This window comes from Marinospirillum sp., assembly GCF_035271045.1.
GTDB lineage: Bacteria > Pseudomonadota > Gammaproteobacteria > Pseudomonadales > Halomonadaceae > Marinospirillum.
This window is the reverse complement of record NZ_DATESC010000007.1, coordinates 186017-203178: the sequence shown is the minus strand read 5'-3', so window position 1 is coordinate 203178 and position 17162 is coordinate 186017. Positions and strand designations below refer to the sequence as shown.

The window sequence follows — 17162 nt, the reverse complement described above, 5'->3', positions numbered from 1 at the left end:
GGGTATTAATCTAACCCAGTGTAACCTAGGCTTTTTAACGCACGGGCATCGTCTGACCAGTTACTTTTAACTTTAACCCAAAGGTTAAGCATAATTTTGGTTTCAAAAGCTTTTTCCATATCTAAACGGGCATCGCGCCCAATCAGTTTTAATTGATTACCTTTGTCGCCAATAATAATTTTTCGCTGACCTTCTCGCTCGACTAAAATCAAGGCATGAATGTGCAAGATACGGCCTTCTTGCTTGAACTGCTCTATTTCAACAGTCACTGAATAGGGCAACTCTTCACCTAGCTGACGCATGATTTTTTCTCTAACCAGTTCAGAGGCTAGAAAACGCAGGCTACGATCCGTCACTTGGTCTTCTGGGTAAAAGTGCTCGCCTTCAGGTAAACGCTTTTCAATTTCATGCACTAAAGTATTCACTTTTTTACCGCTTAAAGCAGAAATAGGCACAATGGCGGCAAAATCATGTTTTTTGCTAACGTCTTCAATAAAAGGCAGCAGCGTACTTTTATCGTCCAACCAATCCACCTTATTAATCGCTAAAATAACCGGACATTCTAGGTAAGTTAAGCGCTCTAAAACCAACTGATCTTCTGGCATCCATTTAGTACGATCAATTAAAAACACGGCAACATCAACATCACGCAAAGCTTGTTTAGCGGCATCATTCATATAGTGGTTAATGGCTTTATCGCGTGTGCCTTCAGCAACGTGCATACCGGGGGTATCAACGTAAATGGTTTGTACATCATCTTCCGTGTGAATTCCCATAATTTGGTGACGGGTGGTTTGGGGTTTTTTACAGGTAATGCTTATTTTTTGACCTAGAATACGGTTTAGTAACGTTGATTTACCGACATTCGGGCGACCAACAAGGGCAACATAACCACAGCGACTAATACTCATTTAACTTTAACCTCTAATGCCTGCAAAACCTTTTCAGCGGCTTCTTGCTCGGCAAATCGACGACTAGAACCTATGCCTAGGGGTCGATAATCTAATTGTTCAATCACGCATTCAACGGTAAACATTTGTGCGTGGGCTTCGCCTTCAACGTGAATAACATCGTAGATAGGCAAGGGTTTTTGACGCGATTGTAAATATTCTTGCAGCCGCGTTTTTGGATCTTTTTGAGTATCATTTAAGCTCATGGCATCTAAACGCACCGCGAACCAGCTTAAAATGCGCTCTTTAGCAACGTCCATGCCTGCATCAAGGTAAATAGCCCCGATAACGGCTTCAAGTGCATCAGCAAGAATGGATTCGCGTCGCCAACCGCCACTTTTAAGTTCGCCTGATCCAAGGCGCAGGTAATCACCTAGATTAAACTCCCTAGCAACTTCGGCAAGTGTGATGCCTTTTACTTGACGCGCACGTAGGCGTGATAACTGCCCTTCGCGTGCTTGTGTAAAACGCTGATACAGGTCTTCAGCGATAATAAAATTAACAATTGAATCACCTAAAAACTCTAGACGTTCATTGTTATTATTACTAAAGCTGCGGTGAGTTAACGCTAAAATGAGTAGGGCTGGGTCGTTAAACGTATGGCCTATCGCCCTAATTAATGGTTTCAGGTTTTCTTTCACTCAAATTACTCGATTGTGCGGATCGCACTAAATTGTGGCAAGCTCAACAGTTCTGGCCAATGCATCCACACGGCAAAAGCGCGACCCACTAAGTTTTCTTCAGCAACAAAACCCATGACCAGCGGCGCACCACGGTCATTAATATAACCTGGAATAATTAAACAACCGGTTTCATTTTGTGGCTGGGCTTGGCACCAAAAACGGCTATCGTTACTGTGATCACGGTTATCACCCATCACAAAATAATAGCCTTCAGGTACGGTTATTTCTGGAAAATTATAAGTAGGCGTTGGGTAGTTATAAACCGAATAAATCGCTTCACCTAGTTGTTCTTGCCATAACTCTTCTTTAGGTGACTCAACAGTGTTTTTTGCTAACAGTTCACGCTTAACGGCTTGACCATTAATGTGCAAGGTGCTGTTGTGGTAACTGATTTTGTCACCGGCAACACCAACAACGCGCTTAATGTAATTTAAACGTTTATCCAAAGGGTAACGAAAAACAACAACATCGCCAGGCTTGGGATTATTAACGGGAATTATTCGGGTATTAACAACCGGCAAACGCACGCCATAGCTAAATTTATTAACCAGAATAAAATCACCAATTTTCAGCGTAGGCAGCATAGAACCGGATGGAATTTGAAAAGGTTCAAATAAAAACGAACGCAAAACTAAAACCAATGCCAACACTGGAAAAAATGAATTGGCATACTCCACCACAACACCCGGTTTTTTTTGATGGAAGCTATTGGCGACCCGACGTTTTTTAAAGACTAACTTGTCTAACAGCCAAACCAACCCTGTTACCAGGGTTGCTACGACTAGGATAAGTGAGAAATCCAGATGCATAAGTGATTAAGTTCCTAGTTATCAACCTGCAAAACTGCAAGGAAAGCCTCTTGTGGAATTTCCACTCGCCCAACCTGCTTCATCCGTTTTTTACCCGCCTTTTGTTTTTCTAGCAGTTTTTTCTTACGGCTCGCATCACCACCATAACATTTAGCGATGACATTTTTACGCAATGCTTTTACCGTAGAACGCGCAATAATTTGCCCACCTAAAGCGGCTTGAATCGCCACATCAAACATTTGCCGTGGAATCAGCTCTTGCATTTTTTCGACTAGGCTGCGTCCTTTACCAACGGCTAAGTCGCGGTGAACAATTAAAGCTAACGCATCTACTTTTTCGCCATTAATTAACACGTCTAAACGGGCCAGACTAGCAGGTTCAAAACGATTAAAACTGTATTCTAAGGATGCAAATCCCCGTGAAGCAGATTTTAAGCGGTCAAAAAAGTCTAATACCACTTCAGCTAAAGGAATGTCATACACCAACTGCACTTGGTTGCCCAAGTAAAGCATTTCTACTTGATGTCCACGTTTTTCGGTACACAAAGTAATGCACGCACCCACCATATCTTGTGGCGTTAAAATAGTGCAACGCGCAATGGGTTCACGCATTTCAGCAATACCCGCAGGGTCTGGCATATGCGTCGGATTATCAACTTTTAGCACATCACCATTTTTCATAACTACTTCATAACTAACGGTTGGCGCAGTTGTTAATAAATCAAGGTTATATTCTCGCTCTAGGCGTTCTTGCACAATTTCCATGTGCAGCATACCTAAAAAGCCACAACGGAAACCAAAACCTAACGCTTCTGAGCTATCGGGTTCAAAAAATAGCGAAGCATCGTTGAGTGATAGCTTATCTAACGCATCGCGGAACTCTTCAAAATCTTCAGCCGATACTGGAAATAATCCGGCATAAACTTGCGGCGAAACCTTCTTAAAACCAGGTAAACGCGCTACATCAGGCGTTTTAGCGTGTGTAATAGTATCGCCGACTGGCGCACCATGAATTTCTTTAATGCCTGAAACTAAATAACCCACTTCACCGGCTTTTAGGCTGCCAGTTTCAACTCGCTTAGGTGTGAAAATACCTACACCCGTAGCATCCCAAGTTCTACCTGTGGACTTAATTAAAATCTTGTCGCCTTTTTTCAGCGTACCGTTTTTAATACGCAGCAAAGAAACCACGCCTAGGTAGTTATCAAACCAAGAGTCGACAATCAGCGCTTGTAAGGGCGCATCAATATCACCTTCTGGTGGTGGGATTTGCGTTATTAATCGCTCGACCACATCTTGAATGCCTAGGCCGCTTTTAGCCGAACAGCGCACTGCATCGGTGGCATCTATGCCAATAACGTCTTCAATTTCTTGTGCTACACGGTCGGGGTCGGCTTGGGGTAAATCCATCTTATTTAAAATGGGAACCACTTCCAAGCCTTGCTCTATGGCTGTGTAGCAATTAGCAACCGATTGGGCTTCTACGCCCTGACCGGCATCAACCACTAACAAAGCACCTTCACAAGCCGCTAAAGAACGCGAAACTTCATAAGAGAAGTCTACGTGGCCTGGTGTGTCGATAAAGTTAAGCTGATAAGTTTCACCTGCTAAAGAGGTGTAGTTAAGCGTTACACTTTGGGCTTTAATTGTTATGCCACGCTCGCGCTCAAGATCCATTGAATCGAGCACCTGCTGTTTCATTTCTCTGTCGCTTAACCCTTCACAAAATTGAATAAAGCGGTCTGCCAGAGTAGATTTACCATGATCGATGTGGGCGATGATGGAAAAGTTACGAATATGTTTAAGACTATTCACGTTCACCTGCATCGAAATTCAGACAAAAAACATTGAAGGTAGCGCGACCAGGTTAGGCTAGGTCACATACCCGAAAAAAGTGCGCTAAAGTTTACCTGATAAGCGATAGCAAAGAAATGCTAGCAGTCAAGTGCTAGTTATTAATGTGGCTAATCGTTAATGCGTAATGCCACAAATAATGGGCTACCACGTCTAACCAATCGAACCGCTAATGATTGATTAGTAGGCAATGCTTTAACTAGATTGCCAAATTGCATAGGGCTAGTAATTTCTTTACCGGCAATCGACACCAGCACATCACCTTGACGTAAACCTGCAATCGCCGCAGCGCTGTCTGCACTAACTTCGGTGATTTGCACGCCGTTATCAACAAACCAGCGCTCTTTTAAAGCAGTAGGTACAATCTCAACCTTTAAGCCTAATCGGTCAGCAGCGATGGGAGCTGATGTAGCACCACCGATTTGATTACCAACTTGAGGGGCATTGGGACGCTCACCAACAGCAATATTGAGTGTTTTACGTGAACCATTACGCATGACGACAAACCGTCCTTTTTCGCCAGGACGAATACGCCCGACGGTCGGTGGTAAGTCTGACGAGGTATTAATGGTTTTTCCATTGACTTGCAAAATAATATCACCAGCAATTAAGCCACCTTTAGCACCAGGGCCTTCTGGGTCAACGTTAGCCACCAAAGCACCTTGTGGCTTTTCTAGCCCAAAAGATTCTGCCAAATCACGGTTAACATCTTGAATAGCAACGCCTAACCAACCACGACTGACTCGCCCTTGACTTTTTAACTGTTCAGCAACATCAAACGCAACTTGCATGGGAATGGCAAAAGACAAGCCCATAAAGCCACCTGAACGGGTATAAATTTGTGAGTTAATCCCTACCACTTCGCCATTTAGATTAAACAGCGGCCCACCTGAATTACCTGGGTTAATCGCCACATCGGTTTGAATAAAAGGCACATAAGTTTCGTTGGGTAACGAACGTCCTTTCGCGCTGACAATACCGGCGGTTACTGAATAATCAAAACCAAAAGGTGAACCAATTGCCAGCACCCATTCGCCAACTTTTAACTGGTCAGAGTTACCCATTTTTACTACTGGTAAGCCTTTAGCCTTTACTTTTAGTAAAGCAAGGTCGCTGGAAGGATCGCTACCAATCAGCTCAGCAACCAATTCACGCCGATCGTTTAAACGCACCATAATTTCATCAGCATTTTCGATAACGTGATTATTGGTCAAAATATAACCATCTTCAGAAATAATAAATCCCGAACCTAACGATTGTTGATGTTTTTTTGAAGGTTCTTGCTCAAACCCTTCTGGCATTTCACCAAAAAAGTGGCGAAAAATTTCAGGAACTTCTTGTGGAATCCGTGAGGTGCGTTTTTGCACTTGTTGTGTCGTGCTAATGTTGACAACCGCAGGTGCGGCTTTTTCAACCAGTTGCGTAAAATCAGGTAAATTAGCCGCCGACGCCAACAAAGAGCAAGCAAGTAATAAAGTGAAGGATAAAGCTTGAAACGCAGTTTTTTTACTGAGCATAGGTTAGCTCCGATTCTTATTAGGGAAGGGTGAAATGGAAGGGTTTAACTGACGTAAAAGTTTAAATGGGCTGGCAGTAGCCAATCGCCTGGCTAACAATAAACCACCGGCTAAACCCGTTAACGCCATTAAAAAAAGCTTAAAGCCTGCTGTTACACCTAAAAACTCCGCTAACATGGCAGCCGCTAGTAAAGTCAGCAAGGGTAGTAAAAATTGCAACAATGCAGCAACATTTAATTGGCTGGCTTCTAAACCCAGTAACACACGGTCGCCAGGTTGTAACAGCAGCTCGGTTTGTAAAGTAATACTAGGCGTTCGCCGTAACAACCAGCGTGATAATAAACCTTGCCCACAACGACTGGCTAAACGGCACGAACCACAACCTTGGGAAGTACAGGCTTTCACTTCCACTTGACCTTTAGTTGAGTGGGTAAGCACTTCGGCTTCTTGTGTAACCCAAGTCATCTCATGTTTTTCCTAATGATTAACGTGACGAGACAGGGGTAATGCCTTGTTGCTTAGATTGCTGAGCATTTAATAAGGGTGAAAAAGTTTGAATGTTGTTGCTACAAGGTTTGCGTTGCGACATTTCAATAGGCAGGTTAATAATAGCAACACCTGAAAATAGCGGTGATTGGCAATCAGAAGCTACATGACTGGTTTCTATTATCGGCCGAGTCATGGGTGTTACAAATTCTTGCACTGCAAAAGCAGGCGCTGAACCTTCGCTTTCTTGATTGATGTTATAAATTTGTGTGCCGGTAATGACTAACAAAGCAACTGAAGCGGCTAACGCTGCACCACGCCACCATTGACCCGACTCTGGTTTATGACCCGATGCTGGTTTATGCCCCGACTCTTGCGTAAAGTTCGCAGCAGTGCAACTTAAATTTTCATCGTCTATTTGTTGCATAACCGCTGCTGAAATATCAAATTGAGCGGCTTTTGGATGTTTTGTTCCACGCAATTCACTACGTAACACCCCTTGTGCCAAGTGATAGCGACGCCACTTAGCACTTAACTCATCATTAATTTGGGGCGATGCCTGCATAGTATTCAATAAGCGCGGCAGCTCCAAGTCATCACCAGCGCCATCCATAATAGAAGAAAGAGACTGGTGTAGCTTTTCTGTCATGCCAGATACCTCATTAAGAATAAACGATCATGCTTGTGGTTCTATCCTAGACAGCGAGTCATCCATTTGGTTTTATTAAATATTAAAAAAACCTTGTAAATTTTGTGTGTATTTATCAGCCATTGCTAATGCTTAGCATCCACCGATTTCACTAAAGGCGCTATCGCCTTGTCGATAGCTTCACGCGCACGAAAAATTCTTGATCTAACCGTGCCGACCGGACACTGCATAATTTCAGCAATTTCTTCATAGCTTAAACCTTCAAACTCTCGCAAACTAAGCGCTGTTTTTAAATCATCAGGCAGTTGTGCAAGGGTCGCAAAAATGCGCTCTTCTAATTCATCACGCATCAAATTGGCTTCAGGTGAAGCGTTGTCACTCATGCCATCAAAAAAGCTGAAATTTTCTGCATCTTCAATATCAACATCCGTTCCTGGTGGTCGCCGCCCTCTTGAAACCAAGTGATTTTTTGCAGTATTAATGGCAATACGGTATAGCCAAGTATAAAACGCACTTTCAGCCCGAAAATTATTTAATGCACGGTAAGCCTTAACAAAAGCTTCTTGAGCAACGTCTTGCTGTTCGTGGTGATCGTTTACATAGCGTCCTATCAGCGCAATAATTTTGTGTTGATATTTCTTTACCAAAAGATCAAAAGCACGTTTATCGCCCTTTTGAACACGTTCGACCAATCGCTGGTCTGTTTCCCTTGCGCTCGTCATTCAGGAACTCCAAGTCATTACGCAAACCAATCGAAGGATCAAGACTTGCCAGAGAGGTCAAAATCGCTATACCTTAGCACGGCTAAGCTTTCTCAAAAAGCGCTAAAGCGCATTGAACAATAAGCATTTTTAATTAAGGATTTCTACCTTATGCCTGTTTCTCAGCGGTTTGATGTTGTTATTATTGGCAGTGGTGCAGCGGGGATGACTGCAGCACTGCACCTAGCCAATACAAAAAAAGTGGCGCTGCTGAGCAAAGCTGCTCTAAACCAAGGTTCAACCCGTTGGGCACAAGGCGGCATTGCCACGGTTGTTGACCCAGAAGATTCTTTAGAAGCGCACATTGAAGACACGCTTATCGCCGGTGCAGGGCTTTGTCACCACGACACGGTTGAGCTAGTAGTAAACGAAAGCCGCAATAGCATTCAATGGCTTATAGACCAAGGTGTGCCTTTTACACCCGCTGAACATAAGTCAGCATCAAGCGATAACCCTTTGCTGCCTGGCGATGATGCCTCACCCTTGTCTTACCATTTAACCCGTGAAGGTGGGCACAGCTTTCGGCGTATTCTACACGCGGATGATGCAACAGGCTTAGCCATTTCTGAAACCTTAATCACAAGGGTTAAGCAGCACTCCAATATTCATGTTTTTGAAAACCACCTTGCCGTTGATTTAATTACCCGTCATAAGTTAGGTTTAGCTGAACAGGCTTGCGTAGGCGTTTATGTTTTAGATACTAAACAGGCTAAAGTACAAGCGTTTGCTGCCAAAGCAGTGATTTTAGCAACGGGGGGTGCAAGTAAAGTTTACCTGTATACCTCTAACCCTGATGGTAGTTCAGGTGATGGCATTGCAATGGCGTGGCGGGCAGGTTGCTCGGTTGCCAATATGGAGTTTAATCAATTTCACCCCACTTGCCTTTATCACCCCAGCGCTAAAAGTTTTTTAATCAGCGAAGCTTTACGTGGCGAAGGAGCACGGTTAACACTACCCAACGGCGAAGCTTTTATGCACCGTTTTGATGCCCGCTGCGAATTAGCACCCAGAGATGTGGTGGCGCGTGCCATTGACCATGAAATGAAACGCCTTGGCTTAGATCACGTTTGTTTAGACATTTCGCACCAAGATGCAGATTTTATTCGTGGACACTTTCCCACCATTTATCAACGCTGCTTAGAATTAGGCATCGACATAACTAAAGCGCCACTGCCTGTTGTACCTGCTGCCCATTACACCTGTGGCGGCATTGTTACTAATCACCAAGGACAAACCAACATTGCAGGGCTGTATGCCATAGGTGAATGCGCGTTTACTGGCTTACATGGTGCTAACCGTATGGCCAGTAATTCACTGTTGGAATGCGTTGTTTATGGGCGTTTAACGGCTGAAGACTTATTAAGCAAACTGCCTAATCTTAAAGAACCGCCCAAGTTAGACGCTTGGGATGAAAGTCAAGTCACTGATTCTGATGAAGACGTGGTGATTAGCCATAATTGGGATGAGATTCGCCGTTTTATGTGGGATTACGTGGGCATTGTAAGAACGGACAAACGCTTAGAAAGGGCGCAGCACCGTATTAAGCTGTTGCAGTCTGAAATCCATGATTATTATTCTAACTACCGCATTAGCAGTGATTTATTAGAGTTGCGTAACTTGGCAACGGTAGCTGAGTTAATTATTCGCTCAGCACAACTGCGTAAAGAAAGCCGAGGCTTGCATTATACCTTGGATTACCCAACAACGGCGGCTGAAGCGCGTGATACTTTGCTAGTGCCGGATCATTGGTAATGATTGATTTTGGCTTATCGCCAACTGCGTAAAAAATAACGTAGCTGGTGATGTTCTTTAGCGCTTATTGCATCAGGCCATAACAGCCAAGGCCAAACAAACAAGCCTGACCGCTTAAAAACCAAAGCAAAGCGGCTGCTTATTAATAAAGGAGGTTGCACAGTTTGTAACTGCCCCGAAGCAAGCTGCACATAAAGCTGATGATTTTCGATTAAAAAAGCGACAGGCGCTGCACTACCAAACGCTTGCCGCCAACTCCAGCCAGCGTGCAACAAAACAAAAATTATTAGCCCGTTAATTAATGGCTGCGAATAGTCAATAATTACACTTATTAAACCAGCATAACCAAATAGAAAAAAACAGCGCCCAAGCTTAGAGGCCTTTATATTGATCCAAGTTTCCGTGTTCTGCATTATCAATAATTTCTTGAACTATGGCTTGCAACGAAGCATCTTTAGTGGGTTCACGACGCATTAACCAAACAAACAAGTCTTGATCTTCCTCTTTTAAAAGGCGCTTATAGTCATTTTGTAATTGCTCAGAAATTTGGTTAAAGCGCCCGTCTAAAAAAGGCACTAAAAGTAAATCTAGCTCCCACATACCACGGCGACTTTGCCAATAAAGACGATTACGCTCCGTTGTTTCAGGAGTTGATGTGCAAGAAGAAGGGGTTACGTTAGTCATATCAGCCTCAAAATTGACTTGTACCAGAAATTAGCAAACACCCAGTCTAAGCGTAAAGTGACAGTAAACCAAATACTTCTGGCTTATCTTAGTTAAGCAGTTGTTTATAGGCTAATTATTGTGTATTTAGTAAAAGGCAACTATGCTAGTAAAATCAAAAACCTAACACCCAGAGACGGAGTGAAGGGCATGACCAAATCTGAACTTGTAGAACAAATTGCATTGCGTAAAAGTGACCTTAGCCTTAAACAGGTTGAGTTGGCGGTTAAATTGCTGCTTGATTATATGACCGATACCCTAGCAACGGGTGGTCGTGTTGAAATTAGAGGCTTTGGTAGCTTTTCTTTACATTACCGTGAACCACGCAAAGGTCGTAATCCTAAAACAGGTGCTAGCGTGCAGTTAGCAGGTAAATATGTTCCCCATTTTAAACCTGGCAAAGAACTGCGCGAGCAAGTTAATGAAGACTAGGCACGCCTAAAACTAGGGACAAGTATGAAACTCATTAAATCGCTTTTTACCCTAGCATTAATCTTGGCTCTGTTATTACTTGGCATTGGGTTTACGTTGCGTAACCAACAACCCACACCTTTAGATTTACTCTTTATTCAACTACCAGAAAACAGTTTGGCGCTGTGGCTAATTCTTAGCTTGATTACTGGCTTAGTATTGGGTGTTCTACTTATGCTGCCTAAGTTGGCTAGTTACAAAGCAAAATTGATAAGCCATGAACGCCAGCTTAAACAACAAAAAGAAGAGCTGCATAAACTACGCACGCTTACTTTTAAAGCACCTAAATAACATCCTTTACTAACGACAGACTGTTTATGCCACTGGAAATCCTGCTATTTTTGTTACTTTTTTTAGCACTCGCGCTAGGTTGGTGGCTGGGTCGTAAAGAGCGCCGCCGTAAATTACCGCCGCCAGGAACAACCAGTCAGTTAAGCCGTGACTATTTTGTTGGCTTAAATTATCTGTTGAACGAACAACCCGATGCTGCCATAGAAACTTTCATTAAAGCATTAGAGGTTAATTCAGACACGATAGAAACGCACATTGCTTTGGGTAAATTATTTCGCGGTCGTGGCGAATCTGATAAAGCAGTTCGTGTACATCAAAATTTATTTGCTCGCCCTAGCTTAACCAAAGAACAAGCCGCTAGAGTGCAGCTAGAACTTGCCAAAGATTTTATGGCTGCAGGTTTGTTAGACCGTGCAGAAGGTTTGTTAAGTGAGTTAACAGGGCAGAATACTGAAACAGGGCAAGCTAGCCAGTTATTATTAGTCGATTTATATGAGCGCGAGAAAGAATGGCAAAAAGCCATTCATACGATTTCACCGGCTATGCTAAAAGAAAATCTGCCACTAAAAAAAGCCGCCGCTCACTATGCGTGTGAACTAGCCGCTATACAGCTCAGTAAAAATAATTTTGTACCGGCTAAAAAGCTATTAAAGCAAGCCGCTGCTTTTGATGCTGCCTGCATTCGTGCCACACTACTTATGGCACAACTAGAGCTACAAAGTGGTAGTGCTAAAGCAGCCATAAGAATATTACTACGCATACCTGAACAAGACTCAGCCTATATTCCAGTCATGCTACAAACGTTGGTGGATGCTTATAAAGTGCTGAACCAACCTAAAGAATTGGTTAACACCTTAGAAAAAATCTTAGTAGAACATAACTATACTTCAGTGCTAATTCACCTTGCTGAAATACTACGGCAAAAAGGTCGCCACCAAGAAGCATTAGAAAAAGTTGACTATTATATGTTGCGTGAAGGCTCGTTGAAGGGTGTCGATTACTTAATTAACCTTTATTTACATCAAGCGGGGGGTGATGAACGCGCCCACCTACTAACGCTAAAAAACTTAACCCATCAGCTACTGCAACAAAAACCTGAACATCGCTGCGGTAGCTGTGGCTTTGAAAGCAAGCAACTTTATTGGCAATGCCCCAAATGCCGAGAGTGGGGCAGTATCAAGCCTATTATTGGGGTAGAAGGCGAATAATATCCGCTAATGCTTGAGCAGGATTAGCTGCTTGAGTGATTGGACGACCAATAACCAAGTGGGTGCTACCCGCTGCCATTGCCGCTTCTGGGGTCATAATACGCTGCTGGTCATCAAAGCTTGCAGTGGCTGGACGAATACCTGGTGTTACTTTCAAAAAATCTTTACCCAATTCAGCCTGCAGCAGACTGGCTTCTTGCGCGGAACAAACCACACCGTCTAATCCTGCCTCGTTGGTTAATTTTGCCAAACGCAGCACTTGCTCTTCAATCGAACGTTGAATGCCTAATTCTTGAAAATCAGCCTGTGCCATACTGGTTAACACCGTAACGGCAATGAGCTGGGTGTTTAAATTGTTTTTAACAAGATTTTCTTTGGCCGCTTGCATCATACGCAAACCACCGCTGGCGTGTACATTCACCATCCATACGCCCTGTTCTGCTGCGGCTAAAACAGCTTGAGCACAGGTATTGGGAATATCGTGGTATTTCAAATCTAAAAACACATCAAAGCCGCGCTGCTGCAAAGCATTAAGAATACTAGGGCCAGAACGAGTAAATAACTCTTTGCCTACTTTGACACGGCAATGTTTGGCATCTAATTGATCGGCTAGGGCTAAAGCTTGTTCAGCAGAAGAAAAGTCAAGCGCAACAATAATTGGACTCACGAAGATCTCCATAAAAGTTAATTAAAACCACAATACTTGCGTTTTATCAATAAAGAAGGTGTTTTTGCATTGCCACTTGCCTAGCTGAAACCACTTATCGCTTCTAAGCTAAAAGAGTCAGTTCAGCAAAGGCTGGCACCTCAAGTAAAGTCAATTAAAGAGGATTTAAATATGCAAGGAAATTCTATCAAATCTATCTCAGGTTTTTTTGCTTTATTTCTACTGTTAAGTTTTAGCGGTTTAGGACTTGCCAATGAACCCGCAAATTTAGCTAAAATAGAACAACCCACGCTGCAACAGTCTGTTAGCCGTATTAATGTCAATAAAGCCAGTGCTGAGCAATTAAGCACTTTACCCGGCATTGGTCCGTTTAAGGCAAAAGCAATTATTGATGCACGTGAGCAAAAAGGAGGTTTTACTAGCCTAGCAGACTTGCAAATTGTTAAAGGTATTGGCGAGAAAACGACAGCCCGTTTAGAGCATTTAGTTAGTTTTTAATTGAAAAAAAGCCCACTGATTTTTTTAGTGGGCTTTTTGGTAAAGTTTTTATTTAGATAAAACTAAGCAGTACTAGATGCGTAAAGCACCATCACACTCAACAACACGACCAGAAAAATAGTCGTTCTCTACGATGTAGCGCACTGTGTGAGCAATTTCATCAGGCTGACCTAAGCGCTTCAAAGGAATACCAGCAACAATTTTACCTAATACTTCTTCAGGCATAGCTGAAACCATGTCTGTTGCCACAAAGCCAGGTGCAATAGCACCAGTACGAATGCCGTAGCGAGAAAGCTCTTTACCCCAAGCAACGGTCATGGCAACAACACCCGCTTTAGCAGCAGCGTAGTTAGTTTGACCCATATTACCGGCACGAGAAATAGAAGAAATGTTGATGATAACGCCTTTACTACCTAGCTTAATCATTTGCGCCGCTGCTTCACGACCACATAAGAAAACACCAGTAAGGTTAACGTCAATGACTTGCTGCCAGTTAGACAAACTCATTTTACCAGTAACTTCGCCATTTTTAGCTTTAACTAACAAACCATCACGCGTAATACCGGCATTGTTAACCAATACATCCAAGGTGCCAAAGTCTTTGGCAATTTGTGCAAAGGTGCTTTCTACTGCTGTTTCTTCTGCAACGTTGGCTAGGTAATAATGACCTTCACCACCGGCTTCTTTAACTAAGGCAAGGGTTGCTTGCAATTTTTCTTCGTCTAAATCAATGAGTGCTAATTTTGCACCTTGCGCGGCCAAATTTAGAGCCATTGCTTTGCCTAAACCCTGAGCACCACCGGTAATTGCAATCACTGCACCTTTAACTTGCATAGTTCACCTCAATTGTTATAAATAATAGAATTTAAAAGTAGAATTTAACAGACACTTGTGTGTCTTAACCGATACGCTTCTTAGCCAATATAACGCATCATCTCGCACTTGCGAAATAGAAAAAGTAAAAGAAAGTGAAAATAATTGACCAGTGCGTCACTAGCAGCAAAATTTACTACAACACTTGAATAAAGAGATAAGAGTCACCACTTCTTTTATTACAACTGCTCAAAACAAGGCTTAAAAAATGCCCCTACTCTTTCTTTTATTGGTTTGGCCTTTGGCTGAAATTTGGTTAATGATTCAGGTTGGTCAACAGGCTGGCGCTTTTTCTACTGTTTTACTGATTGTTGCTACAGCTGCATTAGGTTTATTATTAGTACAGTTAGAATGGCGGCGCTTACAGTTAGTTATACGTGAGAAAATGCAGCAAGGTGAAACGCCTATTGGTGCTATTTTAGAAACCGCCGCTGTTGGCTTGGCGGGTATTTTATTATTTATTCCAGGCTTTATTTCAGATTTCTTAGGTTTACTGCTGTTGCTGCCTTTTACTCGAAAATTACTTGTTAGTCCCTTAAAAACTAAAAATCAAGGCACTACTTATCAACAACAAAGCAGCGCTTACGGACAACAAAATACTTATCAAGCTAAAAAAAATGACCCTATGCAAAAGCAAAATAACTTGGAAGGTTCTGCGCGTGTACTTGAAGGAGAGTTTCAAAGAAAAGATGAAAAAGAGCCTTGAAATTAATTTCATCATCCCCATTTAGTAGATGTAACAAAATTCCTGCCTGTTCTATGCAGATTAATTGCTAGTGCAGGTAATCCGGATAACCGGAAAAGCAAGTAAAACAAGCAAAATACCTAAACAATACGTTGACCTATCAGGAGACATTCAGCAATGAAAATCCGTCCTTTGCACGATCGTGTAGTCGTTCGTCGTATGGAAGAAGAAACCACCACCCCTGGCGGTATTGTTCTACCAGGCAGTGCTAAAGAAAAGCCCCAGCAAGGTGAAGTTGTTGCTATCGGTGAAGGTCGCTTTGTTGATGGTCAGTTGCGTCCACTGTCAGTTAAGGCTGGTGATAAGGTCATTTTTGGCAGCTACGCTGGCAGCACCATTAAAATTGACGGTGAAGAACTACTGATTCTGAACGAAAGCGAAATTTTCGGTGTGCTAGAAAGCTAGACCTTTCTAAACACCCCTTCTATCCAAGACAGTTATTTAAGAACAACCCTTATTTAAGAACAGGAAAAGAAAATGGCCGCTAAAGATGTACGTTTCGGTGATGACGCTCGTAAGCGCATGGTTACTGGTGTCAATATTCTAGCCGACGCAGTGAAAACCACCCTAGGTCCTAAGGGTCGTAATGTTGTACTCGACAAATCTTACGGTTCACCCATTGTTACTAAAGATGGTGTATCGGTTGCGCGTGAAATCGAACTCAAAGACAAGTTCGAAAACATGGGCGCACAAATGGTTAAAGAAGTAGCGTCTAAAGCATCTGATGAAGCAGGCGACGGTACTACAACCGCAACTGTTTTGGCACAAGCCATTGTCAACGAAGGCTTTAAGGTTGTTACAGCGGGTATGAACCCAATGGACCTTAAGCGCGGTATCGACAAAGCCGTAGCCGTAGCCGTTGAAGAAATTAAAAAGCTTGCTAAGCCTTGCGCAGACACCAAGTCGATTGCCCAAGTCGGTACTATATCTGCAAATGGTGATGCACGCATTGGTGAAATTATTGCCAACGCTATGGAAAAAGTCGGCAAAGAAGGCGTAATTACGGTTGATGAAGGCCGTGGTTTTGAAGATGAGCTAGAAGTGGTTGAAGGTATGCAGTTCGACCGTGGCTACATCTCTCCTTACTTTGTAAACAACCAAGATAATATGTCTGCCGAAATGGAAGACCCCTACATCCTGCTTGTAGACAAAAAAATCTCTAACATCCGTGAGCTATTGCCAGTATTAGAAGCAACTGCAAAAAGCGGTAAGCCTTTGCTAATTATTGCTGAAGATATCGAAGGCGAAGCAATGGCAACGTTAGTTGTTAACAATATGCGCGGCATTGTTAAAGTTGCTGCAGCAAAAGCACCTGGCTTTGGCGACCGTCGTAAGGCAATGCTACAAGACATCGCTATTCTGAGTAATGCTACTGTTATCTCAGAAGAAGTTGGCCTAAACCTAGAAGATGCAACGCTAGAACACCTAGGTACCGCTAAGCGCGCCGTGCTAACCAAAGAATCAACCACCATTATTGATGGTGCGGGTAGCCAAGACGATATCGAATCACGCGTTAAGCAGATTCGTGCGCAAATGGAAGATACAACGTCTGACTACGACCGTGAAAAACTACAAGAGCGCCTAGCTAAACTTGCTGGCGGTGTTGCTGTTATTCGTATCGGTGCTGCTTCTGAAATGGAAATGAAAGAGAAGAAAGCCCGTGTTGAAGATGCTCTGCACTCAACTCGCGCAGCAGTAGAAGAAGGTGTTGTACCTGGTGGCGGTACTGCGTTAATTCGTGTACTTGAAGCCGTTAGAGCCGTTAAAGGCGACAACGAAGACCAAAACCACGGTATTGCAATTGCTCTACGTGCGATGGAAGCACCCCTACGCCAAATCGTTACTAACGCTGGCGAAGAAGCCTCTGTTGTGGTTGCTAAAGTTAAAGAAGGTACTGGCAACTTTGGTTACAACGCACAAACCGGCGTTTACGGTGACCTAGTTGAAATGGGTGTACTTGACCCAGCTAAAGTAACACGTACTGCACTACAATCTGCTGCATCGGTTGGTGGTCTAATGATTACTACCCAGTGCATGGTTGCTGAGCTACCAGAAGAAAAATCTGCTGGTGGTATGGGCGACATGGGTGGCATGGGCGGTATGGGTGGCATGGGTGGCATGGGCGGTATGATGTAATCCGTTTTACCCTTTAGCGTTAATAGTTGTTAAGTTTTAAAACAAAACCCCGATTTTATAATCGGGGTTTTTTATTGCGTCAAAGTTATT

General features: G+C 43.1%; 20 protein-coding genes. 8 read left to right on the top strand and 12 right to left on the bottom strand.

The genetic code is table 11. The features are described from left to right. Positions 1 to 5 precede the first annotated feature (5 nt). The 8 genes from era to rpoE all read right to left on the bottom strand — a co-directional run bounded on the left by era (position 6) and on the right by rpoE (position 7669). Positions 6 to 911, bottom strand: coding sequence for a GTPase Era (era, locus tag VJY63_RS03645; RefSeq protein ID WP_324048390.1), 906 nt, complete (start codon positions 909 to 911; stop codon positions 6 to 8). Continuing rightward, complete coding sequence (rnc, locus tag VJY63_RS03640) at positions 908 to 1591, bottom strand: ribonuclease III (protein WP_324048389.1); 684 nt, start codon at positions 1589 to 1591, stop codon at positions 908 to 910. Before rnc ends, era begins: the two co-directional genes overlap by 4 nt. A gap of 5 nt (positions 1592 to 1596) precedes the next feature. Continuing rightward, positions 1597 to 2436, bottom strand: a complete 840-nt coding sequence (lepB, locus tag VJY63_RS03635) for a signal peptidase I (RefSeq protein ID WP_324048444.1) — start codon at positions 2434 to 2436, stop codon at positions 1597 to 1599. Positions 2437 to 2456: 20 nt separating this feature from the next. Further along, entirely contained in the window at positions 2457 to 4268 is a 1812-nt protein-coding gene (gene lepA, locus VJY63_RS03630) for a translation elongation factor 4 (RefSeq protein ID WP_324048388.1), read from the bottom strand. A gap of 137 nt (positions 4269 to 4405) precedes the next feature. Continuing rightward, positions 4406 to 5812 carry a DegQ family serine endoprotease gene (locus VJY63_RS03625; RefSeq protein ID WP_324048387.1) on the bottom strand — a complete coding sequence of 469 codons (1407 nt, stop codon included), beginning with the start codon at positions 5810 to 5812 and terminating at the stop codon, positions 4406 to 4408. Between the two features lie 3 nt (positions 5813 to 5815). Further along, on the bottom strand, positions 5816 to 6277 hold the full coding sequence (locus VJY63_RS03620) for a SoxR reducing system RseC family protein (protein ID WP_324048386.1): 462 nt from the start codon (positions 6275 to 6277) through the stop codon (positions 5816 to 5818). A 19-nt stretch (positions 6278 to 6296) separates the two neighbouring features. After that, on the bottom strand, positions 6297 to 6947 hold the full coding sequence (locus VJY63_RS03615) for a sigma-E factor negative regulatory protein (protein ID WP_324048385.1): 651 nt from the start codon (positions 6945 to 6947) through the stop codon (positions 6297 to 6299). 125 nt (positions 6948 to 7072) lie between these two features. Beyond that, on the bottom strand, positions 7073 to 7669 hold the full coding sequence (gene rpoE, locus VJY63_RS03610; RefSeq protein ID WP_324048384.1) for an RNA polymerase sigma factor RpoE: 597 nt from the start codon (positions 7667 to 7669) through the stop codon (positions 7073 to 7075). 150 nt (positions 7670 to 7819) lie between these two features. Here rpoE and nadB point away from each other — a divergent pair, with 150 nt between their 5' ends. Further along, entirely contained in the window at positions 7820 to 9460 is a 1641-nt protein-coding gene (gene nadB, locus VJY63_RS03605; protein ID WP_324048383.1) for an L-aspartate oxidase, read from the top strand. Between the two features lie 14 nt (positions 9461 to 9474). Here nadB and VJY63_RS03600 read toward each other — a convergent pair whose 3' ends face one another. After that, positions 9475 to 9873 carry a hypothetical protein gene (locus tag VJY63_RS03600; protein ID WP_324048382.1) on the bottom strand — a complete coding sequence of 133 codons (399 nt, stop codon included), beginning with the start codon at positions 9871 to 9873 and terminating at the stop codon, positions 9475 to 9477. Further along, positions 9833 to 10144: a succinate dehydrogenase assembly factor 2 gene (locus VJY63_RS03595; RefSeq protein WP_324048381.1), complete on the bottom strand. Its 312-nt coding sequence runs from the start codon at positions 10142 to 10144 to the stop codon at positions 9833 to 9835. Before VJY63_RS03595 ends, VJY63_RS03600 begins: the two co-directional genes overlap by 41 nt. A gap of 189 nt (positions 10145 to 10333) precedes the next feature. Between VJY63_RS03595 and VJY63_RS03590 the strand changes: the two genes are divergently transcribed. From VJY63_RS03590 to lapB, 3 genes are read left to right on the top strand one after another with little or no spacing between them, the layout of a single operon-like run. Beyond that, positions 10334 to 10615, top strand: coding sequence for an integration host factor subunit beta (locus VJY63_RS03590; protein ID WP_324048380.1), 282 nt, complete (start codon positions 10334 to 10336; stop codon positions 10613 to 10615). Between the two features lie 24 nt (positions 10616 to 10639). Next, positions 10640 to 10945, top strand: a complete 306-nt coding sequence (locus VJY63_RS03585; RefSeq protein ID WP_324048379.1) for a lipopolysaccharide assembly protein LapA domain-containing protein — start codon at positions 10640 to 10642, stop codon at positions 10943 to 10945. A gap of 26 nt (positions 10946 to 10971) precedes the next feature. Beyond that, positions 10972 to 12153 (top strand): lipopolysaccharide assembly protein LapB, encoded by a 1182-nt coding sequence (gene lapB, locus VJY63_RS03580; RefSeq protein ID WP_324048377.1) that lies wholly within the window; start codon positions 10972 to 10974, stop codon positions 12151 to 12153. Here lapB and pyrF read toward each other — a convergent pair. Continuing rightward, on the bottom strand, positions 12131 to 12832 hold the full coding sequence (gene pyrF, locus VJY63_RS03575) for an orotidine-5'-phosphate decarboxylase (protein ID WP_324048375.1): 702 nt from the start codon (positions 12830 to 12832) through the stop codon (positions 12131 to 12133). The genes lapB and pyrF overlap by 23 nt on opposite strands. A 159-nt stretch (positions 12833 to 12991) precedes the next feature. Between pyrF and VJY63_RS03570 the strand changes: the two genes are divergently transcribed. Further along, positions 12992 to 13318: a ComEA family DNA-binding protein gene (locus VJY63_RS03570; protein ID WP_324048373.1), complete on the top strand. Its 327-nt coding sequence runs from the start codon at positions 12992 to 12994 to the stop codon at positions 13316 to 13318. Between the two features lie 72 nt (positions 13319 to 13390). Here the strand turns inward: VJY63_RS03570 and VJY63_RS03565 are convergent, their stop codons facing one another. Beyond that, complete coding sequence (locus VJY63_RS03565; RefSeq protein ID WP_324048371.1) at positions 13391 to 14152, bottom strand: SDR family oxidoreductase; 762 nt, start codon at positions 14150 to 14152, stop codon at positions 13391 to 13393. A 247-nt stretch (positions 14153 to 14399) separates the two neighbouring features. Between VJY63_RS03565 and VJY63_RS03560 the strand changes: the two genes are divergently transcribed. The 3 genes from VJY63_RS03560 to groL all read left to right on the top strand — a co-directional run bounded on the left by VJY63_RS03560 (position 14400) and on the right by groL (position 17072). Further along, positions 14400 to 14897 carry an FxsA family protein gene (locus VJY63_RS03560; protein WP_324048370.1) on the top strand — a complete coding sequence of 166 codons (498 nt, stop codon included), beginning with the start codon at positions 14400 to 14402 and terminating at the stop codon, positions 14895 to 14897. A 156-nt stretch (positions 14898 to 15053) separates the two neighbouring features. After that, positions 15054 to 15341, top strand: coding sequence for a co-chaperone GroES (locus VJY63_RS03555; protein ID WP_027847802.1), 288 nt, complete (start codon positions 15054 to 15056; stop codon positions 15339 to 15341). 72 nt (positions 15342 to 15413) lie between these two features. Then, positions 15414 to 17072 (top strand): chaperonin GroEL, encoded by a 1659-nt coding sequence (groL, locus tag VJY63_RS03550; RefSeq protein ID WP_324048367.1) that lies wholly within the window; start codon positions 15414 to 15416, stop codon positions 17070 to 17072. Positions 17073 to 17162: the final 90 nt, after the last annotated feature.

Coding starts and splice junctions, on each gene's coding strand:
- era (WP_324048390.1), bottom strand. CDS start 911: ATGAGTATTAGTCGCTGTGGTTATGTTGCCCTTGTTGGTCGCCCGAAT.
- lepA (WP_324048388.1), bottom strand. CDS start 4,268: ATGCAGGTGAACGTGAATAGTCTTAAACATATTCGTAACTTTTCCATC.
- VJY63_RS03625 (WP_324048387.1), bottom strand. CDS start 5,812: ATGCTCAGTAAAAAAACTGCGTTTCAAGCTTTATCCTTCACTTTATTA.
- VJY63_RS03620 (WP_324048386.1), bottom strand. CDS start 6,277: ATGACTTGGGTTACACAAGAAGCCGAAGTGCTTACCCACTCAACTAAA.
- VJY63_RS03615 (WP_324048385.1), bottom strand. CDS start 6,947: ATGACAGAAAAGCTACACCAGTCTCTTTCTTCTATTATGGATGGCGCT.
- rpoE (WP_324048384.1), bottom strand. CDS start 7,669: ATGACGAGCGCAAGGGAAACAGACCAGCGATTGGTCGAACGTGTTCAA.
- nadB (WP_324048383.1), top strand. CDS start 7,820: ATGCCTGTTTCTCAGCGGTTTGATGTTGTTATTATTGGCAGTGGTGCA.
- VJY63_RS03600 (WP_324048382.1), bottom strand. CDS start 9,873: ATGCAGAACACGGAAACTTGGATCAATATAAAGGCCTCTAAGCTTGGG.
- VJY63_RS03595 (WP_324048381.1), bottom strand. CDS start 10,144: ATGACTAACGTAACCCCTTCTTCTTGCACATCAACTCCTGAAACAACG.
- VJY63_RS03590 (WP_324048380.1), top strand. CDS start 10,334: ATGACCAAATCTGAACTTGTAGAACAAATTGCATTGCGTAAAAGTGAC.
- VJY63_RS03585 (WP_324048379.1), top strand. CDS start 10,640: ATGAAACTCATTAAATCGCTTTTTACCCTAGCATTAATCTTGGCTCTG.
- lapB (WP_324048377.1), top strand. CDS start 10,972: ATGCCACTGGAAATCCTGCTATTTTTGTTACTTTTTTTAGCACTCGCG.
- pyrF (WP_324048375.1), bottom strand. CDS start 12,832: ATGGAGATCTTCGTGAGTCCAATTATTGTTGCGCTTGACTTTTCTTCT.
- VJY63_RS03570 (WP_324048373.1), top strand. CDS start 12,992: ATGCAAGGAAATTCTATCAAATCTATCTCAGGTTTTTTTGCTTTATTT.
- VJY63_RS03565 (WP_324048371.1), bottom strand. CDS start 14,152: ATGCAAGTTAAAGGTGCAGTGATTGCAATTACCGGTGGTGCTCAGGGT.
- VJY63_RS03560 (WP_324048370.1), top strand. CDS start 14,400: ATGCCCCTACTCTTTCTTTTATTGGTTTGGCCTTTGGCTGAAATTTGG.
- VJY63_RS03555 (WP_027847802.1), top strand. CDS start 15,054: ATGAAAATCCGTCCTTTGCACGATCGTGTAGTCGTTCGTCGTATGGAA.
- groL (WP_324048367.1), top strand. CDS start 15,414: ATGGCCGCTAAAGATGTACGTTTCGGTGATGACGCTCGTAAGCGCATG.